Genomic DNA, 17,429 nt, shown 5'->3' with positions numbered 1-17,429 from the left:
AGGAGAAACGACAGAGAAGAAGGAAAATCGTCACGTTCGGCAAGCTGAAGCCGCTCCCTTTTGATACTCATTCATGGGGGCAACGGCTTAAGCAGGATTATAGATTACGCGTTCGCAAACGCCAGTATCTGCCGCTGATTCCGCACGTTATAGAACGATTCGTGACGCTAGCCCCGCAAACCCACGCAATTGCGCCCAAAATCTTTTCGCTTCTTCCCAAAACCGTTGCTCCCTCGGCATCGTCTAAGTTACAAAGCCCGCTATCTCGACGTTAGGAGCACCGCCATGTCTCGTCTCAAACGCCTCGCCCTTTGGGGGCCGTTGGCTCTAATGATCGCCCTGCTGAGTGGAGCGCTAAACGCTTCTGCGCAAACGGTCGTGATCATTCACGATCCGATTCGCCCGATTCCGCTTCCGCGGCCGATCCCGCGTCCTTCGCCGCAGCCGATTCCGGAGTCGTACAAGATCAAGAGCCTGGAGGTCGACGCGAACATCGAAGACCAGATCGCCAAGGTGCAGGTTTCGCAAACGTTCGAGAATACATGCAGTCGCCAACTGCAGGTTTCGTTTCTCTTCCCGCTGCCGTACGACGGCGCGATCGACAGCTTGACCCTGTTGGTTGACGGCAAAGAGTACCCCGCCAAGCTACTGCCGAAAGACAAGGCGCGACAGATTTACGAAGAGATCGTGCGCAAGAATCAAGATCCAGCGCTGCTCGAATGGGTTGGGACCGGGATGTTCCAGACCAGCGTCTTTCCCGTACCGGCCGGCGCCACGCGGAAAGTGACGATCACCTATAGTCAATTGCTGCGGAAGGATAACCGCTTAACGGACTTCCTCTTCCCACTCTCGACCGCTCGGTTCACGGACAAGCCGCTCGAAAAGCTGCGGATGCGGCTGACGGTCAACACGACCGAGAAGCTAAAGAGCGTCTACAGTCCGACGCACGAAGTCGACGTGAAACGAAAAGGGAAGAATCGAGCGGTCGTGACGATCGAAGAAACCGATTGCGTTCCGACCGACGACTTCCGGCTCTTCTTCGACACAGCCAAGACCGACCTCAGCGCCAGCGTACTCACCTATCGTCCCGAGGGAGACGAGGATGGCTATTTCCTCTTGCTCGCCAGTCCGCCGATCGAACAAGAGGGAGACGAAAAAACGAAGAAGTCGGTGATCTTTGTGGTCGATCGCTCGGGCAGTATGAGCGGCGAAAAGATCGAGCAGGCAAAAGAGGCGGCGAAGTTCGTCCTGAACAACCTCAATGAAGGCGATACCTTCAACATCATCGCCTACGACAGCGATGTCGAGTCATTCCAGCCGGAACTGCAAAAGCTAGACGACAAATCGCGCAAGTCAGCGATCGATTTCGTCGACAATCTTTATGCCGGCGGCAGCACCAATATCGATGGCGCACTCTCCAAAGCGATGGGCATGCTCAAGGATGCCTCGCGTCCCAGCTACGTCCTCTTCTTGACCGACGGTTTGCCGACCCATGGCGAGCAAAACGAGGCCAAGATCGTTGATGGCGCCAAAAAGCGGAACGACGTCCGGGCCCGGGTGATCAGCTTCGGCGTCGGCTATGACGTCAACAGCCGCTTGCTCGATCGGCTGTCGCGCGAGTGCTTCGGTCAAAGCGAGTACGTTCGCCCCAACGAAGATATCGAAGCGCATGTCGCCCGGCTTTACAACAAGATCAGCGCCCCGGTGATGACCAACGTCGCAATCAAGTACGACCTAGAGCATGGCGGCGGCAACTTCGTCAATCGCCTGCAACCGAAAGAGGCGCACGACCTGTTCGCCGGCGAGCAACTGATCATCGCCGGTCGCTATCGCAAACATGGCGACGCCAAGATCACCATCGTCGGAACGGTGGGCGATAAGAAGCAAAAGGTCGCCTTCCCGGCCAAGTTCGTCAAAGAGAGCGACGACCAAACGTATGCGTTTGTCGAAAAGCTATGGGCGATGCGGCGAATCGGCGAAATCATTGATGAGATCGATCTCAATGGCAAGAACGACGAGCTGATCAAGGAGTTGGTCTCGCTCTCGACCAAGCATGGGATCATCACGCCGTACACGTCGTTCCTGGCTGACGAAAACGCAACGGTTAGTGATCTGGCCGATGCCCGCCGCGGCGGGATGCAAAGCTTTGAATTGGCGGAAGCCGAAACCCGCAAGCTGGCGGAATCGTCGGGACGTTCTGGGTTCGCCCAGCGGTCGCAAAAGGGCGCCTATCAAAAGGCGGATCGCGCCAACAGTAGCGGATTGGGAGCGCTGCAAAAGGGAACGGACGGCTACGCCGCTGGAGTCGGTGGTGGATTTGGCGGCGGCGGACGTGGCCCAGCGATGCCTGCCGCAACGCCTCAAGCGACGGCGAACGCCTATGCGGGCAACGCCGTCTACCGAGATGTCGAAAATGACGTCACGGTGGTCGCGTCCAACGTTCGCAACGTCGGCAACGATACGCTCTTCCTGCGAAACAAGGTCTGGATCGCCGAAAGCGCCGGCGACATCGATCCCGAAAAGGACAAGAGCAAGATCAAGACGGTCGAGCGATTCAGCAAGGAGTATTTCTCGCTGGTCGCCGCGAACAACAAACAGCAGAACGCCTTACTCGCCCAACAGCGACAAGGAGAACAGTTGCTATGCAACCTGCGAGGTCAGTACTACCTAATTAAGTAGGCGCTGACCCCAGAGGGGCCGGTACGGAAGCGGCAAACGAAAAGAGGATGACCAGACTGGTCATCCTCTTTTCTTATGGATCCAGAGTATCACCAATCGTAGCCCGAGGCGCCAGCCGAGAGAGAGCGGTAGCGACTTACGCGAAGGATGAGGTATGCCGTGCGGCCGGAAGCGGTAAGCCGATGATCAGTGAGGGTTGGCAACCGCATTCCCTCGGCTCGCGCCGCCTCGGGCTACGATCCCTCGACCGTTCTTCGCTATCCATCCACCGGTGGCTCCTCTTCGATTACCTGCTCGACGCCAGGCTCCCCCTCTTCGCTTCCCTTGGTCGGCCGGTCAAACCCGAATACGAAAACCACCGCCAGCAAGATCATCACAAAGCCGACAATGTAGTTCCATTTCAGCGGCTCGCGTAGAAACGTGACCGCGAAGACGCAAAAGACGACTAGCGTGATCACCTCCTGCATGATCTTCAGCTGTGCCGCGCTGAACCGCTCATGCCCCCAACGATTGGCCGGCACTTGCAGGCAGTACTCAAAAAAGGCGATCCCCCAACTCGCCAGGATCACCACCCACAGGGCGCTGCTCTTGAATTTCAGGTGCCCATACCAGGCGAACGTCATGAAGATGTTCGACAGAATCAGCAGGATGATCGTCCACATGTTCAACAATTGCCTTTCAGCACTAACCCGAGGCGCAAGCCGATGGAATGTGGGTGGATGTCAAGAAAGGGACGCCCAATCGATTGCGGCCGGAAACCCCAGGCGCCACGAATGCGGATTTCCGGCCGCTTTCCCTCGGCTCGCGCCTCGGGTTAGTTGTTAGAGCTGCGTCGACTACTCGTCGGTGACGCAGCCTTCCGAGGCGCTCTTCACGTTCTTGATATACTTGTAGAGCGTGCCGCGCGTCGCCTTGTACGCCGGAGCGGTCCAAGCGGCCTTGCGCTTCGCCATTTTTTCAACCGAGACGTCGACGTCAATCGAGTTGCCGTCGGCGTCGATCGTCACGATGTCGCCATTTTGCACCAACCCAACCGGGCCTCCTTCTTGGGCTTCCGGCGTGATGTGACCGACAATGAATCCGTGCGAACCGCCCGAGAATCGACCGTCGGTCAGCAGCGCCACGTCGCTACCCAAACCAGCGCCCATGATCGCCGAGGTTGGCGTCAGCATCTCAGGCATGCCAGGGCCACCCTTGGGGCCTTCGTACCGAATGATGACGACGTCCCCCTTGTTGATCTTCTTGCCTTCCAGAGCGTGCAACATGTCTTCTTCGCTGTCGAAGACGTTGGCCGGACCTTGGAAGCGGAGCCCTTCCTTGCCGGTGATTTTGGCGACGGCGCCTTCCGGAGCCAGCGTTCCCTTCAAGATCTGAATGTGCCCCGACGGCTTGATCGGATCGGAGAGCGAATGCACGATCGTCTGACCTTCTTTCAAACCTGGTAGATCGGCGATGTTTTCGGCCAGCGTTTTGCCGGTGACGGTCAAGCAGTCCCCCTTCAGGAATCCTTCCGCCATCAGGTACTTCATCACGCCCGGCGTGCCGCCGATCGAGTGGAGGTCTTCCTGCACGAACTTGCCGCTCGGTTTCAGGTCAGCCAGAAACGGGACGCGATCGCTCACCTTCTGGAAGTCGTCGATCGTCAGGTCGACGTCGACCGCACGAGCCATCGCGATCAAGTGCAACACCGCGTTAGTCGAGCCGCCCAGCGCCATCACCATCACCATCGCGTTTTCAAACGCATCGCGGGTCATGATGTCGCGCGGCTTGATGTCTTTTTCCAGCAGGTAACGAATCGCCTTGCCGGCGGCGATGCATTCCTCTTGCTTGGCCGGGTCTTCGGCCGGGATGCTGCTGCTATAGGGAAGCGTCATTCCGAGCGCTTCGATCGCGGTCGCCATCGTGTTGGCGGTGTACATGCCGCCGCAGGCGCCGGCGCCAGGGCAAGCCTTACGTACGATTTCTTTCCGCTCTTCTTCGGTAATCGACTGCGACAGGAACTGGCCGTAGCACTGGAACGCCGAAACGATATCAAGCTTTTCCCCCTTGGCGTTGTGTCCCGGTTTGATCGTGCCGCCGTAGACCATGATCGCCGGACGATTCAGTCGTCCCATCGCAATCAAACAGCCGGGCATGTTCTTGTCGCAACCAGGCAGTGCGATCAGACCGTCGTACCACTGGCCGCCCATGATCGTTTCGATCGAGTCGGCGATCAGGTCGCGGGATTGCAGCGAGAAACTCATCCCCTCGGTCCCCATCGAGATCCCGTCGCTCACCCCGATCGTGTTGAACCGCATGCCGACCATGTCGGCCGCAACCACCCCCTTTTTCACCTCTTCCGACAGTTGGCTAAGGTGCATATTGCAGGTGTTCCCCTCGTACCAGACGCTGGCGATGCCAACCTGCGCTTTGTCCATGTCGGCTTCGGTCATGCCGGTTCCGTAAAGCATGGCTTGCGACGCGCCCTGGCTTTTCGGCTGGGTAACGCGGCTGCTGTACTTGTTGAGCGGGGCGGACATCAAACGCTCCTTCAGTTCACTTGCGGGGGGTAACGGGGGGTAGAAAGAATTACGCATTTTAGCTGGCTTTTGTCCGGCTGCCTAGAAAGCCGGAAATCCCGGTCGCGAAGTCGCCGCCGCGGGGCCAGACCGTCCGGTTGTAGCGATTTCTCATGGTTTGCCCCTTTTCCTGCGACCCATAATTCCCCAAGGCTCAAAACGAGGAAATAATAACGGGATTCTCGACACCCTGATTGGTCTGCGGCCGACGCCACGACGCCTACCGACGCTGATCTTCGCCCTGCTCGTCACTTTTGGCCGGCAGCAGGTTCGCGCTCAAGATCCGCCTCCTGCCGAAAAACCGGCCGCGCCGCCCAAAGCGGCCTGGAAGGAAGAGTACGCCCGCAGCGTCGGAATCGCCGCCTACACCAGAAACGCTACAGCTATCAGAAAAACGCTCTACTTGAAAACAGAGTCAGCCGAGTTGCTGCGGCGAATTTTGAGCCGGGCCCGTGAGAGGGTCGGACCGATCGAATTGACCGGAATCCCCAACTGCCGGCTGATCTCTTCGTACGAGAGCCCGTCGAGATGGAAACGGCGAACCACTTCGGCCTCCAGACCGGAAAGGCTGCCGAGCCAGGCTTCGATCTGATCGCGGTCTTCGATCCGCTGCTCGACGGTCCACGTGACCGGCGATTTTGGCTCGCCATTAAGAGCGAAGTGGAGCGAACGTTCGCGGATGCGGCGATGCAATTGGCGAATCGTGATCCGCCGCGCGATCACCGTCAGGTAAGTCGCCAGCGAACATTTTCGGCGAAAATCTCGCAAGATTCGAAAATCTTTGCGTACCAGCCGGGCGAAAACGTCGGCCGCCAGATCCTCACGATCCTCGGGCGTGATCTCGACCCCCTTGCTTCGAGCGGTGTGGTCGACGACATGCACAACCAGCCCCACAAACCGGTCAACCAGCGCTTCCCAAGCGCACGGCTCCCCGGTCAGACAGCTGTCGAGCAGATTGCGATCCGTTTCGGTTAGGGCCACTTTGGCCTCGCAAGGATTAGGAAAGTCGGCCGGATGGAAGAAACTCCGCCCTGGCGGATTCTATTTGCAGCCCCCTCCTGAGGCAAGATTGCCCTGAATATTTGATAGCGGCAGTCTATCTTGACAGTCCATTATAGCAGGGATAACTTACGGTAAAGCGGTTCTGTAATAAGACTTTCGGCGAAAATACCTCCCGTGGATTCACTCCAATAGTGATTATTTTGGCTCCAGATTGCGGGCGGGGCCGCCGTCAACATTTAGCGACGCATTCGCGAGGAGAAAACGAAAAGCGATGACTCACGTAGTTTGCCAACCCTGCTTTGGGTGCAAGTACACCGATTGTGTGGTCGTTTGCCCGGTGGAATGTTTCTATGAGGGAGACAAGATCCTCTACATCCACCCGGAAGAATGCATTGATTGCGAAGCGTGCGTTCCGGAGTGCCCGGTCGAAGCGATCTTCCACGAAGACAACGTGCCGGAAGAATGGCAAGGCTTTGTCGAACTGAACGCCGAGATGGCGCCGCAGTGCGAATCGATCACCGAAAAGAAAGAGCCGCTGGCCGACAACTAAGGTCACCGCCGCTTGGTAAGGTCGCTGCCGCAAGGCGACCAGCGCCATCAAGCCAAAGTAGAAGCCGTAGCGCAATCGCGTTGCGGCTTTTTTATTGGGCGTTAGGCGACCACCAATTTTCAGTCAACTCGTATTGCTCCGCTCGCAAAAGCGACGTTACGATAAAGTGAACCGCTGACATGATGTCGCCGTAACGCCCTCCTCCTCCTCGCACGAAGGGAACGCTGTATGAGTCAATATACTTGCCACTGCTGTCAGCAAGTTTTTGACAAAGCGACCGATCCCTGTTTCATCGTTCGCTTGACCGCCTTTCTCGAGATCGAACCGCAACTTGACGAGTACGATCGAGAGGATACCGACCACGATCACTTGGCGACAATCTCCGACGCGCTCGAAAAAGTTCAGAGCCTCGACGATCCAACGCTGCACGAAGATCAGCTGGAACGCAACTTCCAACTTTGCCGCGATTGCTACCAGCGATTCATGGCCGATCCGATCACGCGCGATCCCGCTTCGTCGATCACCTTCAGCGCCAACTAGCGGCCAGCGTCAGCCGGCGCACGGGCCATTTCGGGGGAAGCCTAGCCAGCTTCCTCCTTCCCCCGCGTTCGGTTTCTGCCGTTTCTGGCGATTTTGTTGACCGCAATGCCATCTCATTGACAATGGAAAGAGTCCGCCGTCTACCTGCGGCGCCGCAGAGAGATACAATTCCCCGTCCTCTCTCCTTCTTTCCCCCCCAGTCGACAGATCGCATGATGAACCGGTTTTCGCTTCCCGCCCTGCTCTTGACTGCGCTGCTCGCTTCGTCCGTTTCCGCCGACGTGCTGACGCTCAAGAACGGCATGACGATCGAAGGGAAGCTCGGCAAGATCTCTTCGATTGGCGAAGGCCTGACCAACAACAACTCGGGCGGTGAGGTCGCGCTGCAGCTGATCGTCCTGGCCGATGACGATCTCCGCCGAGTCTACGTTCCCAGCTATCTGGTCAAAGACGTCCAACCTTCTCCCCCGGCGCTGCAAGAACGTATCCACATTGATCAACGACTTCCGCAGTCCGGCAATCACGTCCTGATCATCGGCAACAGCATTCGCATCACGCCGTTTGATCAATGGGGACGTCGCATCTACACCATGGAAACGGTACGCGGCAACATCGACGTGATTCAAGGAATCACCGAAATCACCCCCCGCTACACGAAGGTGGAAGGTCTACAAGCCGAGAACGCCTACATCTGGGATATGCGCATGCGAACCAGCAGCATCCCCCGCGAAACGCTCAGCAAAATCTTGCGGCAGCAGCTTGATTCCAAAGACCCCGATCAGCGGCTGAAAATTGTTCGCCTGTACCTACAGGCCGAACGCTACCAAGACGCCGCCCTGGAACTGGCCGAAGTCATCCGCGACTTCCCTCAGCTCTCTGACCTGAAGAAACAAATCAGCGGGCTACGACAACTCGCTTCGCAAAACTTGATTCAAGAGATCGATCTCCGCCAATCCTCGGGACAACATACGCTGGCCTATCAGATGCTCTCTCGTTTTCCGGACGAAGGCGTGGCCGGCGAAACGCTGCTAAAGGTGCGGCAGATGCTGACCGAGTACGACACGATCTCGCAGCGTCGCGCTCGTGCGGTCGACTTGCTGGAGAAATTCGCCGCCGAGTTCAACGATCCCGCGCTCAAACCGAAGGTCGACGCTGCGGTGGCCGAGATCAGCCGCGACTGCTCGATCAACACCATCAACCGCCTGACCGACTTCATGCGTCTGGCGGACGACGATGCCCTGCTGGCCGAAGAAAAAATCGCCCTGGCAATCAGCGGCTGGATCTTGGGTTCCAACAACGGTACGCAGAACCTAGCGGTCGCGATCAGCGCTTATGACGTTCGTAGCCTGGTGCAGCAGTACGTCTCGAACCGGCTCGACGTCGACAAGGCGGGCATCCTCAATCAACTGAAGTCGCAGGAAGCCGGCACGCCCGACTACCTGGCCAAGATCATCCTGAACATGAAGCCGCCGCTCAGCGACGCCGAGGCGTTTAGCGAATCGGAGATCCCCGGCTACAAACTGATGACGACGCCCGGTATTCCTGGCTACAAAGACTTTCAATACTACGTGCAACTTCCTCCCGACTACGATCCTTATCGACGCTACCCGACCATCGTGACTCTCAACGGCGGCTCAACGCCCGAGCAGCAAATCGATTGGTGGGCCGGCTCGTACAACAAGAACTTTGGCATGCGAATGGGCCAGGCAACTCGCCATGGCTACATCGTGATCGCCCCGGTCTGGCGCGAAGAGCACCAGTTCAACTACCAATACTCGGCCCAAGAGCACGCGGCGGTTCTCTACTCGCTGCGCGGCGCCATGCGTCAGTTCTCGATCGATACCGATCGCGTTTTTCTGACCGGGCACTCGATGGGGGGCGACGCGGCTTGGGACATCGGTCTGGCTCATCCCGATCTATGGACCGGCGTACTGCCGATCGTCGCGTCGGCCGACAAGTACGTATCTCGCTACTGGGAAAACGCCCGGTTCGTACCGATGTACTTCGTTCATGGCCAATACGACGGCAACAAGCTGGAAAAGAACGCCCGCGACTGGGATCGCTATCTGCAGAAGAACAACATGGACGTCACCGTGGTCGAGTACCTCGGCCGCGGCCACGAGCACTTCCAGGAAGAGATCCAGGAGATGTTCACTTGGATGGACCTGCACGTCCGTGACTTTATGCCAAAAGAGTTTGAACTGGCGACGATGCGCCCTTGGGACAACTTCTTCTATTGGGTCGAAGTTCGCGACCTGCCGCAGCGGGGCCAAGTCTTGCCGGCCGAGTGGCCGCAATCCCGGGCGACCACGACCGACATCGAAGCGAAGATTCTCGCCACCAACGGCGTCTCGGTGCAATCCAAGTCTGGCGGCGCCACCGTCTACTTCACGCCCGAGATGGTTGACTTCGACAAGCGGGCCACCATCAACATCGACCGCCGCAGCTACGACCGCGACCTAAAGCCGACGGCCGAAGTGATGCTGGAAGATGTCCGCACCCGAGCCGACCGCCAACACCCGTTTTGGGCGAAGGTTGATACGTCGGACAAGTAAACAGAGAGCGGAGACGAGTTCCCAATCAACACTAACCCGAGGCGCGAGCCGAGGCAGTGCGGTTGGAAACTCACAGAGACGCTGGTCGAATGCTCCGCGGCCGCGACAGCAAATGAAAAGCTGAAAGGATGCGCAGCGCACATTAGTGAGGCAAGCTGGTCAAGGCGACCGAAGCAGGCGAATCCTCAAGATTCGTCGATGCAGGTCAACGCCGACCAGCCAGAACGATAAAGATTGAAGAAAACAGCTCTAGTGTGACTGCGCTTTCCGCTTTTCTTCCCTACTTCTGCGGTTCAAACCCCGCTCGGATCGTGCCGTCGTAGTCGATCAGCGGTTGCGGGTCCTTCACCTTGCCGAGCGGACGACATCCAGGGCCGATCTTCTGTACGCCCAGATCGCTGTCCATCGCCGTCGCCAGCTTTTGCAAGCGTTCGACGATGTCGGCATGTTCGGCGGCGACGTTCTTCGACTCGCTGATGTCTTCTTTCAGGTTGTAGAGTTGTCCCTGCTTCAGCAGCAGCTTCCACGGACCGCTACGAACCGCTTGCAGTTTAAAACCGCGATAGAAGTAGTAGGCGTCGTGCGGGCTCTTGGCGTCTTTCTCGCCAGCCAGAATCGCGCCGATGTCGCCGCCGTCCAGCTTGCGGTCGGTCGGCGCCTGTCCGCCGGCCAAACGAACCAGCGTCGGCAACACGTCGATCATGCCGACCACTTCGTCGCTGCTGCTACCGGCCGGCACTTTACCAGGCCAGCGGACGATCGTCGGCACCCGCATCCCACCTTCAAAGGTTGTTCCTTTGCCCGCTCGCAGCGGCTTGTTCACCGCTCCGTGATGTAGCGATCCGCCATTGTCCGAGGTAAAGATCACCAGCGTGCGCTGATCCAGGCCGAGATCTTTCAGCGTCTGCAGCACCTGCCCGACGCTCCAGTCGACTTCCTCGACCCAGTCGCTGTAGAGCCCATGCTCGTTCTTGCCGCGGAACGCGTCGCCCGGGTAGAGCGGAAAGTGAACCGCCGAGTGCGGCAGGTAAAGGAAGAACGGCTCCTCCTGATGATCGCGGATAAATTTGATCGCTTCATGCGTGTAGTTGGCGACCAGTTCGGCCTGGTCCTTCGCCAACACGCGCTGCAGCACGGTTTCGTTCCGCATTAGCGGAAGCGGCGGTTGTCCTTTTCCTTTGGTCTTGGGCAGCGGAGCGCCGTAATTGCTCTTCACGCCATCTTTGGCCGGGCCCATATCATTGGAGTAAGGGAGGCCATAGTAGTAATCAAATCCTTGCTTCGTCGGCAGGTACTCCGGCTGATCGCCTAGGTGCCACTTGCCGATGATTCCGGTCGCATACCCCTGCTCTTTCATCAGCTCGGCGATCGTCACTTCGTCGGGACTGAGTCCCTCGGCATACGCCGGAAAGAGAACGTGCGGAATAGACAGACTCCGCTTCGGATAAGAGCCGGTCATCAGCGACGCCCGCGATGGCGAGCAAACCGGCGCCGCGTAAAAACAGGTCAACTTCATCCCCTCGTCCGCCATCGCGTTGAGGTTGGGGGTCCGATTGATTTCGGAGCCAAACGGCTCGATATCGGCATAACCCAGGTCGTCGATGTTAATAATGACGAAGTTCGGCTTGGCGGCCGCGGCGGAAGAAACAGTGAGTCCGGCAAAGAACGCCACGAGAAGCAAACGAGCAAACGAAACAGGCATTTTGCATATCCAAGTCAGAGGAAGATGCTGGGCAGGAGAGGCTTCGATTGTCGCTGAAGAGAGAGTGCGGGTCAAATTTTGCCCGATTCCGCTAGAAGCCGCGAGAATGGGTCGCTTTGAGTTGCGTCGGCGACTCGCACACTGAGCGCGACATACATTTTGCATCTGCTAGCAGTCCGTTGATCTTCTCGACGGACTGCGTGATCGCACGGATGCGATCCCAAAATAACGACGTAAGTCGTTATTTTGCGAGCCGCGAAGAGCTATGCTCCGAGCCTGGCGAGGTTGGAAAATGCCACGATGGCATTTTTCAACAGGCAGCTAGGTCCGTAAAGCGTCACTTGCCTCGGGACTGCGATCGCTCATACCACAGCGCGACGCTTCATCAATACGAATAAGCATGTAACGATGACTTCGCGATTCTCCAGGCGACGTGTTTCTTTTCGCTAACGCCCCGTCGCGAGTTGTCATCACCCCACCTCGCTCTCATCGTTGCGACGCACCTACCTCACTCGCCACTTGAAGTGTCAACAAAATTTGCCATTTTCTCGTGGCTTTCGCCGTTTCGCTAATCGTAAGATATCAACAAGCGGTCCATCTCGGCCCAAATCACGCTTCGCTTCATCGCCTTCACCCGGGAGAAAGTCATGATCCGGCGACTTCGCCTCGCATCTCTTTGTATCGCCTTGCTCATTACGGCAAGCGCATACGCCGCCGACAAGCCGAACATCCTCTTCATCATGGGAGACGATGTCGGGATGTGGAACATCAGCACCTATCATCAAGGAATGATGGGCTACTCAACTCCCAACATCGATCGACTGGCGAAAAAAGGGGGCAAGTTCATGTCCTACTACGCCCAGCAAAGCTGCACCGCTGGACGCTCGGCCTTTATCACCGGCCAGTTGCCGTTCCGCACGGGGCTATCGAAAGTCGGTCTGCCAGGCGCCGATCTTGGCCTGCAAAAAGAAGATCCGACGCTCGCCGAAATGCTGAAGCCGATGGGCTACGTCACTGGCCAGTTCGGCAAGAATCACCTGGGCGATAGAGACGAGTTTCTGCCGACCAATCACGGCTTCGACGAGTTCCTGGGCAACCTCTATCACCTGAACGCCGAAGAAGAGCCCGAAAACCCTGACTACCCGACGAATCCTGAATTCAAAAAGAAGTTCGGCCCTCGCGGCGTGATCAAGTCGTCGGCCGATGGCAAGATCGAAGACACCGGCCCGCTGACCAAGAAGCGGATGGAAACGATCGACGAAGAGGTCCTCGCCGCGACGACCGACTTCATCGATCGCGCGAAAGTGGCCGACAAGCCGTTCTTTGTCTGGTTCAACACGACCCACATGCACAACTTTACTCACGTCAAACCGGAAGACGCCGGCAAGACAGGCCTCGGCTTTTACGCCGACGGCATAGTCTATCACGACAAGATCATTGGTCAGTTGCTTGACTATCTGGATGACGCCGGCCTGACCGAAAACACGATCGTCGTCTACACCACCGACAACGGACCGATGGTCTGCTTGTGGCCCGATGCCGGGATGACGCCGTTCCGCGGCGAAAAGAACACCAACTGGGACGGCGGTTGGCGCGTGCCAGCCCTGATCCGCTGGCCAGGTACCGTCGAACCAGGCAGCATCTTCACCGACATCTTCTCGGCCGAAGACTGGTTTCCGACGCTCGCGGCCGCCGCCGGCGACGCCGACATCAAAGAGAAACTGCTGCAGGGTCATAAGGCGGGGGACAAAACCTTCAAGGTCCACCTCGACGGCTACGACCAAGGCGAGTATCTGGCCGGCAAAGGTCCTTCGGCTCGCAAGGAGTTCTTCTACTTTTCGGACGATGGCGACCTGCTGGCGCTGCGCTACGATCGCTGGAAGGCACACTTCATGATCCAGGAAGCGACTGGCCTGGACGTCTGGCGGAATCCTTTCACCACGCTTCGCGCTCCGCTCATCTTCGACCTGAAGGTTGATCCGTTTGAGAAGGCGCAAGACGGGATCGGGTACAACGACTGGTGGTATCGCCGAGCCTTCGTCCTGGTTCCCTCCCAGGCACTTGTCGGCAACCTAATGGAAACCTTCGTCGACTTCCCGCCGCGTCAAGAACCGGCCAGCTTTACGGTCGGCGAAGCGCTGGAGAAACTGTCGCAACCGTCCCCTGGCGGTAACTAGTCGACGCGTTGATCGCCGAACGCGACGCGAAGATCAAACGGGGGTAAGGGACTTCCATTTCGTGTGCCCCTGCTGGCTCGTCCAGCAGTGGCACACACGATCGAAACTATCAGAACGAGAGTCGTTTCCTCGAAATCGACGAACCGTCGCGAATCCTGTTCGACCACCTGAGCTACCCGTACTTTCAAACAACGATCACCTTGACGCCTGCCGAAGACGGATGCCAGTTGCATTGGGTCATGGCGTTTAACGACGCGGCGACTTGCGCTAGCGTCCGCAGCTTCGCGGGTGATGGGCTAGAGAAAAACCTCGATCGACTGACGGCGGAGCTAAACGCCGAGAGTTAGCGCGTTTTTCTGATAGCTGTAGCGTTTCTGGCGTTGGTGAGGCAAGCTGGTCAAGGCGACCGAAGCAGGCGAATCCTCAAGATTCGTCGATGCAGGTCAACGCCGACCAGCGCGGCCGCAACCAGCCAGAACGATAAAGATTGAAGAAAACCGCTCTAATAGCAGTCTGACCTACTCTTCGTTAAGGGCGACGTCGTCCTCGTCATCCGGCATGCGGAAGCCGAATTGCTCCGACTCGGGATAGACGTTCCACTCCCACAATTCGTAGAGCATAAACAACGACGTCACCAATTTCAGCGTGCGAACCGTCGTAAAGTCGAACAGTAGCACAACGACCGCCAACACCGATGTCGCCGCAAGCAGCGTGAATGCCGTCCAGCGAGCCCACGCGTGCTTCAGCCAGAGTCCCATTCCCAGAGGAAGAAAGAAGGGACAGACGTACTTCGTAAACCACGTGTCGCCGACGACAAAAAGCACTGCCCCCGCGAGCATGAAAATGCCCGCGGTGAAAGCGATCCCTCCGCGCGGATAGCGATAGTCGAGCCAATCGTTCATTGCTTAGACCGATTCGCTTGATGCGGTCGCTTGTTTCCGCTTGGGTGGTTTCGGCGTGGCGGCGCTGCGATGTTCGGCCAGCGTTCCCAAGATCGGGGCGATCAATGCGGTCCAGCCAGTTTGATGACTCGCGCCCAAGCCTTTGCCGGTTTCGGCGTCAAAGTACTCGTAGAACAAGACCAGTTCGCGCCAGTGGGGATCGTTGATCAGCCGATCGCTGCGGCAATAGCTGGGTCGGGCTCCTTCGGTATTGGCCAGGAACAGCGTCGAGAGGCGTTTGCGAATCTCGTCCGCCACTTCCTGCAAGTCCATGTATTGGCCCGAGCGCGCCGGGCATTCGACCCGCAGCGACTTGCCGTAGAACTTGTAGTAACGTTCGAGCGCTTCGATCAACAGGTAGTTGAGTGGGAACCAGATCGGACCGCGCCAGTTCGAGTTGCCGCCAAAGAGCCAGCTGTCGGACTCGGCTGGTTGATACTGGACGCAGAGGCGTTCGCCGTTCAGCTCGTACTCGAACGGATGTTCCAAGTGGAACTTCGACAGCGAGCGAATGCCGTAAGGCGAGAGGAACTCATCCTCATCCAACAAGTAACGGAGCATCCGCAGCAGGCGTTCCTTGGTCGGGATCGCCAGCAGTTTGCGTCCGACGCCATCCTCTTGCGTATCGGACTCCATGTACGTCATGAACTTGCTTAGTTCCGGCCGGAACTTGAGGAACCAGTCCATCCGTTTGCAAAACGCCGGCAACCGCTCCATCGTCTGGTCTTCGATCACGTCGACCGTCAGCAGCGGAATCAAGCCGACGATTGAGCGAATCTTGAGCGGGATGCTGCGGCCGTCGATATGCAGATGGTCGTAGTAGAACCCATCCTCTTCATCCCACAGGCCAGTTCCATCGAGCGAGTTCATCGCTTCGGCGATCGAAACGTAATGCTCGAAGAACTTCGACGCCATGTCTTCGTACGCCGGATTGTCTTCGGCCAGCTCGAACGCGATCGACAGCATGCTGCTGCAGAAGTAGGCCATCCAGGCCGTGCCGTCCGCTTGCTCTAGGTGTCCACCGGTCGGCAAAGGCTTCGACCGATCGAAGATGCCGACGTTGTCCAGTCCCAGGAATCCGCCGCTAAAGACATGCTTGCCCCGAATGTCTTTGCGATTGACCCACCAGGTAAAGTTGAGCAACAGCTTTTGGAAAACGCGCTCTAGAAAGACCCGGTCGCCATCGCCGTTGTAAGCGGTCATTTGATAGATTCGCCAGCAGGCCCACGCGTGAACCGGCGGATTCACGTCGCTGAAGTTCCACTCGTACGCCGGCAGCTGTCCGTTGGGATGCATGTACCATTCGCGCAAGAAGAGGATCGCCTGCTCTTTGGCGAAGTAAGGATCCAGCTTGGCGAACGGAATGAAGTGAAACGCCGAGTCCCATGCCGCGTACCAGGGATATTCCCACTTGTCGGGCATCGAGATGATGTTCTTATTGTACAAGTGGCCCCAGTCGGCGTTCCGCTTGCTGGGGGCGCCCGGCTGTTGATCACTCTTGCGACGCTGCTTGCCGCCGCTTGAGTTTTCGAGCCAACGCGGAATCACGTAGTGGTAAAATTGCTTGGTCCACAACAGGCCGGCGTTCGCCTGACGGAGGACCATTTCTTCGTCTTTCGAGAGCCCTGGTCCGACCAGCGATTTGGCGAAGCGATCCGCTTCTTCAATGCGCTGCTCAAAGGCGTCTTCAAATCCGGCGCCAAAGGGGGTGACCGGCGATTGTTCTTTGGCCGACATGCGCATCCGGAACTGGACCGACTCGCCGGCCGGAATGACGCATTGATAATGGGCGGCCGCTTTGGTGCCGGAGTTGGTCGGATTGACGACGCCGTCCATCCCTTCGACCACCGCCAGATGAAAGGCATCTTTGCAGGACGGGCGACCGCTGTTGGGATCTTCAAACCGCCACGAGTTCGTTTCGTTTTCGGTAAACATCCACTCCGGCGACTCGCCGTCCGGTCCGGCGTCGGCGTAGATCTGCATCTCGCCCAGAGTCTCGTGCTTGGCCAGCAGTTCGTCTTCGCCGGTCTGCGACATGCACGGCTTTTTCTCGGGCTTCTCCAGCGTCGGTCCCCATGCCCATGTGTTGCGGAACCACCAAGTCGGCAAGATGTGCAGTGGGGCCGGCTCCGGGCCGCGGTTAGAAACGGTGACCCGAATCAAAATGTCTTCGGCCGACGCTTTGGCGTACTCAACCTGAACGTCGAAATAGCGGCCTTCGTCGAACAGGCCGGTGTCGGTCAGCTCGAACTCGGGCTGCGACCGATCGCGGCCGGCGTTCTCGTCGCGCAGCCGCTGATACGGGTACTCGGCCTGGGGATACTTGTAGAGCCCCTTCAGGTACGAGTGGGTCGGGGTCGAGTCGAGATAGTAGTACGCCTCTTTGACGTCTTCGCCATGATTCCCTTCCGGACCGGTCAGACCAAACAGCCGCTCTTTGAGGATCCGATCTTGCCCGTTCCAGAGAGCCAAGCCAAAGCAAAGGCGGCACTGGCGATCGCAGATCCCCATGAGGCCATCTTCCCCCCAGCGGTAGGTTCGCCAGATCGCCTGCTCATAGGTGAAATTGAGCCACGGATCCTCTTCCGCAGCGCTTTCGCGAACGGTTCCCCACTGACGTTCCGAGAGATAGGGCCCCCAACGCTTCCAATTTTCGTTGCTTTCGCGTTCTGACTCTGCGGCTAACCGATCCCATTCCGCTTCCGGCATATCCCTTGATTCCTCT

At 58.0% G+C, this 17,429-nt stretch carries 12 protein-coding genes; 6 read left to right on the top strand and 6 right to left on the bottom strand.

What is annotated here, in order from left to right; genetic code table 11:
- Window positions 1–285: 285 nt before the first annotated feature.
- Entirely contained in the window at window positions 286–2,679 is a 2,394-nt protein-coding gene (locus Enr8_RS05680) for a VIT domain-containing protein (protein ID WP_146429611.1), read from the top strand.
- A 257-nt stretch (window positions 2,680–2,936) separates the two neighbouring features.
- Here the strand turns inward: Enr8_RS05680 and Enr8_RS05675 are convergent, their stop codons facing one another.
- The 3 genes from Enr8_RS05675 to Enr8_RS05665 all read right to left on the bottom strand — a co-directional run bounded on the left by Enr8_RS05675 (window position 2,937) and on the right by Enr8_RS05665 (window position 6,218).
- Complete coding sequence (locus tag Enr8_RS05675) at window positions 2,937–3,341, bottom strand: DMT family protein (protein WP_246119952.1); 405 nt, start codon at window positions 3,339–3,341, stop codon at window positions 2,937–2,939.
- Between the two features lie 174 nt (window positions 3,342–3,515).
- Window positions 3,516–5,198, bottom strand: a complete 1,683-nt coding sequence (gene ilvD / locus Enr8_RS05670) for a dihydroxy-acid dehydratase (RefSeq protein WP_146429610.1) — start codon at window positions 5,196–5,198, stop codon at window positions 3,516–3,518.
- Between the two features lie 438 nt (window positions 5,199–5,636).
- Window positions 5,637–6,218, bottom strand: a complete 582-nt coding sequence (locus tag Enr8_RS05665; protein WP_146429609.1) for an RNA polymerase sigma factor — start codon at window positions 6,216–6,218, stop codon at window positions 5,637–5,639.
- Window positions 6,219–6,510: 292 nt separating this feature from the next.
- Here Enr8_RS05665 and Enr8_RS05660 point away from each other — a divergent pair, with 292 nt between their 5' ends.
- The 3 genes from Enr8_RS05660 to Enr8_RS05650 all read left to right on the top strand — a co-directional run bounded on the left by Enr8_RS05660 (window position 6,511) and on the right by Enr8_RS05650 (window position 9,884).
- Window positions 6,511–6,789, top strand: a complete 279-nt coding sequence (locus tag Enr8_RS05660) for a ferredoxin family protein (RefSeq protein WP_146429608.1) — start codon at window positions 6,511–6,513, stop codon at window positions 6,787–6,789.
- 228 nt (window positions 6,790–7,017) lie between these two features.
- A complete protein-coding gene (locus Enr8_RS05655) occupies window positions 7,018–7,329 on the top strand; it encodes a hypothetical protein (protein WP_146429607.1) in 312 nt (103 codons plus the stop codon).
- 212 nt (window positions 7,330–7,541) lie between these two features.
- The gene (locus Enr8_RS05650) at window positions 7,542–9,884 is read left to right on the top strand and encodes a carboxylesterase family protein (RefSeq protein ID WP_146429606.1); all 2,343 of its coding nucleotides are present in this window, start codon (window positions 7,542–7,544) and stop codon (window positions 9,882–9,884) included.
- Between the two features lie 280 nt (window positions 9,885–10,164).
- On the opposite strand, the gene Enr8_RS05645 is transcribed toward Enr8_RS05650, so the two are convergent.
- Window positions 10,165–11,586, bottom strand: coding sequence for a sulfatase family protein (locus tag Enr8_RS05645; RefSeq protein WP_146429605.1), 1,422 nt, complete (start codon window positions 11,584–11,586; stop codon window positions 10,165–10,167).
- A gap of 647 nt (window positions 11,587–12,233) precedes the next feature.
- Between Enr8_RS05645 and Enr8_RS05640 the strand changes: the two genes are divergently transcribed.
- Window positions 12,234–13,763 carry an arylsulfatase gene (locus tag Enr8_RS05640; protein WP_146429604.1) on the top strand — a complete coding sequence of 510 codons (1,530 nt, stop codon included), beginning with the start codon at window positions 12,234–12,236 and terminating at the stop codon, window positions 13,761–13,763.
- Between the two features lie 56 nt (window positions 13,764–13,819).
- A complete protein-coding gene (locus tag Enr8_RS26580) occupies window positions 13,820–14,110 on the top strand; it encodes an SRPBCC domain-containing protein (protein WP_146430000.1) in 291 nt (96 codons plus the stop codon).
- Between the two features lie 171 nt (window positions 14,111–14,281).
- Here Enr8_RS26580 and Enr8_RS05630 read toward each other — a convergent pair whose 3' ends face one another.
- Window positions 14,282–14,665: a hypothetical protein gene (locus Enr8_RS05630; protein WP_146429603.1), complete on the bottom strand. Its 384-nt coding sequence runs from the start codon at window positions 14,663–14,665 to the stop codon at window positions 14,282–14,284.
- A 3-nt stretch (window positions 14,666–14,668) separates the two neighbouring features.
- Entirely contained in the window at window positions 14,669–17,413 is a 2,745-nt protein-coding gene (locus tag Enr8_RS05625; protein WP_146429602.1) for an MGH1-like glycoside hydrolase domain-containing protein, read from the bottom strand.
- Window positions 17,414–17,429: the final 16 nt, after the last annotated feature.

The organism is Blastopirellula retiformator (assembly GCF_007859755.1).
Classification (GTDB): domain Bacteria; phylum Planctomycetota; class Planctomycetia; order Pirellulales; family Pirellulaceae; genus Blastopirellula; species Blastopirellula retiformator.
This window is presented reverse-complemented; position numbering and strand designations above follow the sequence as displayed.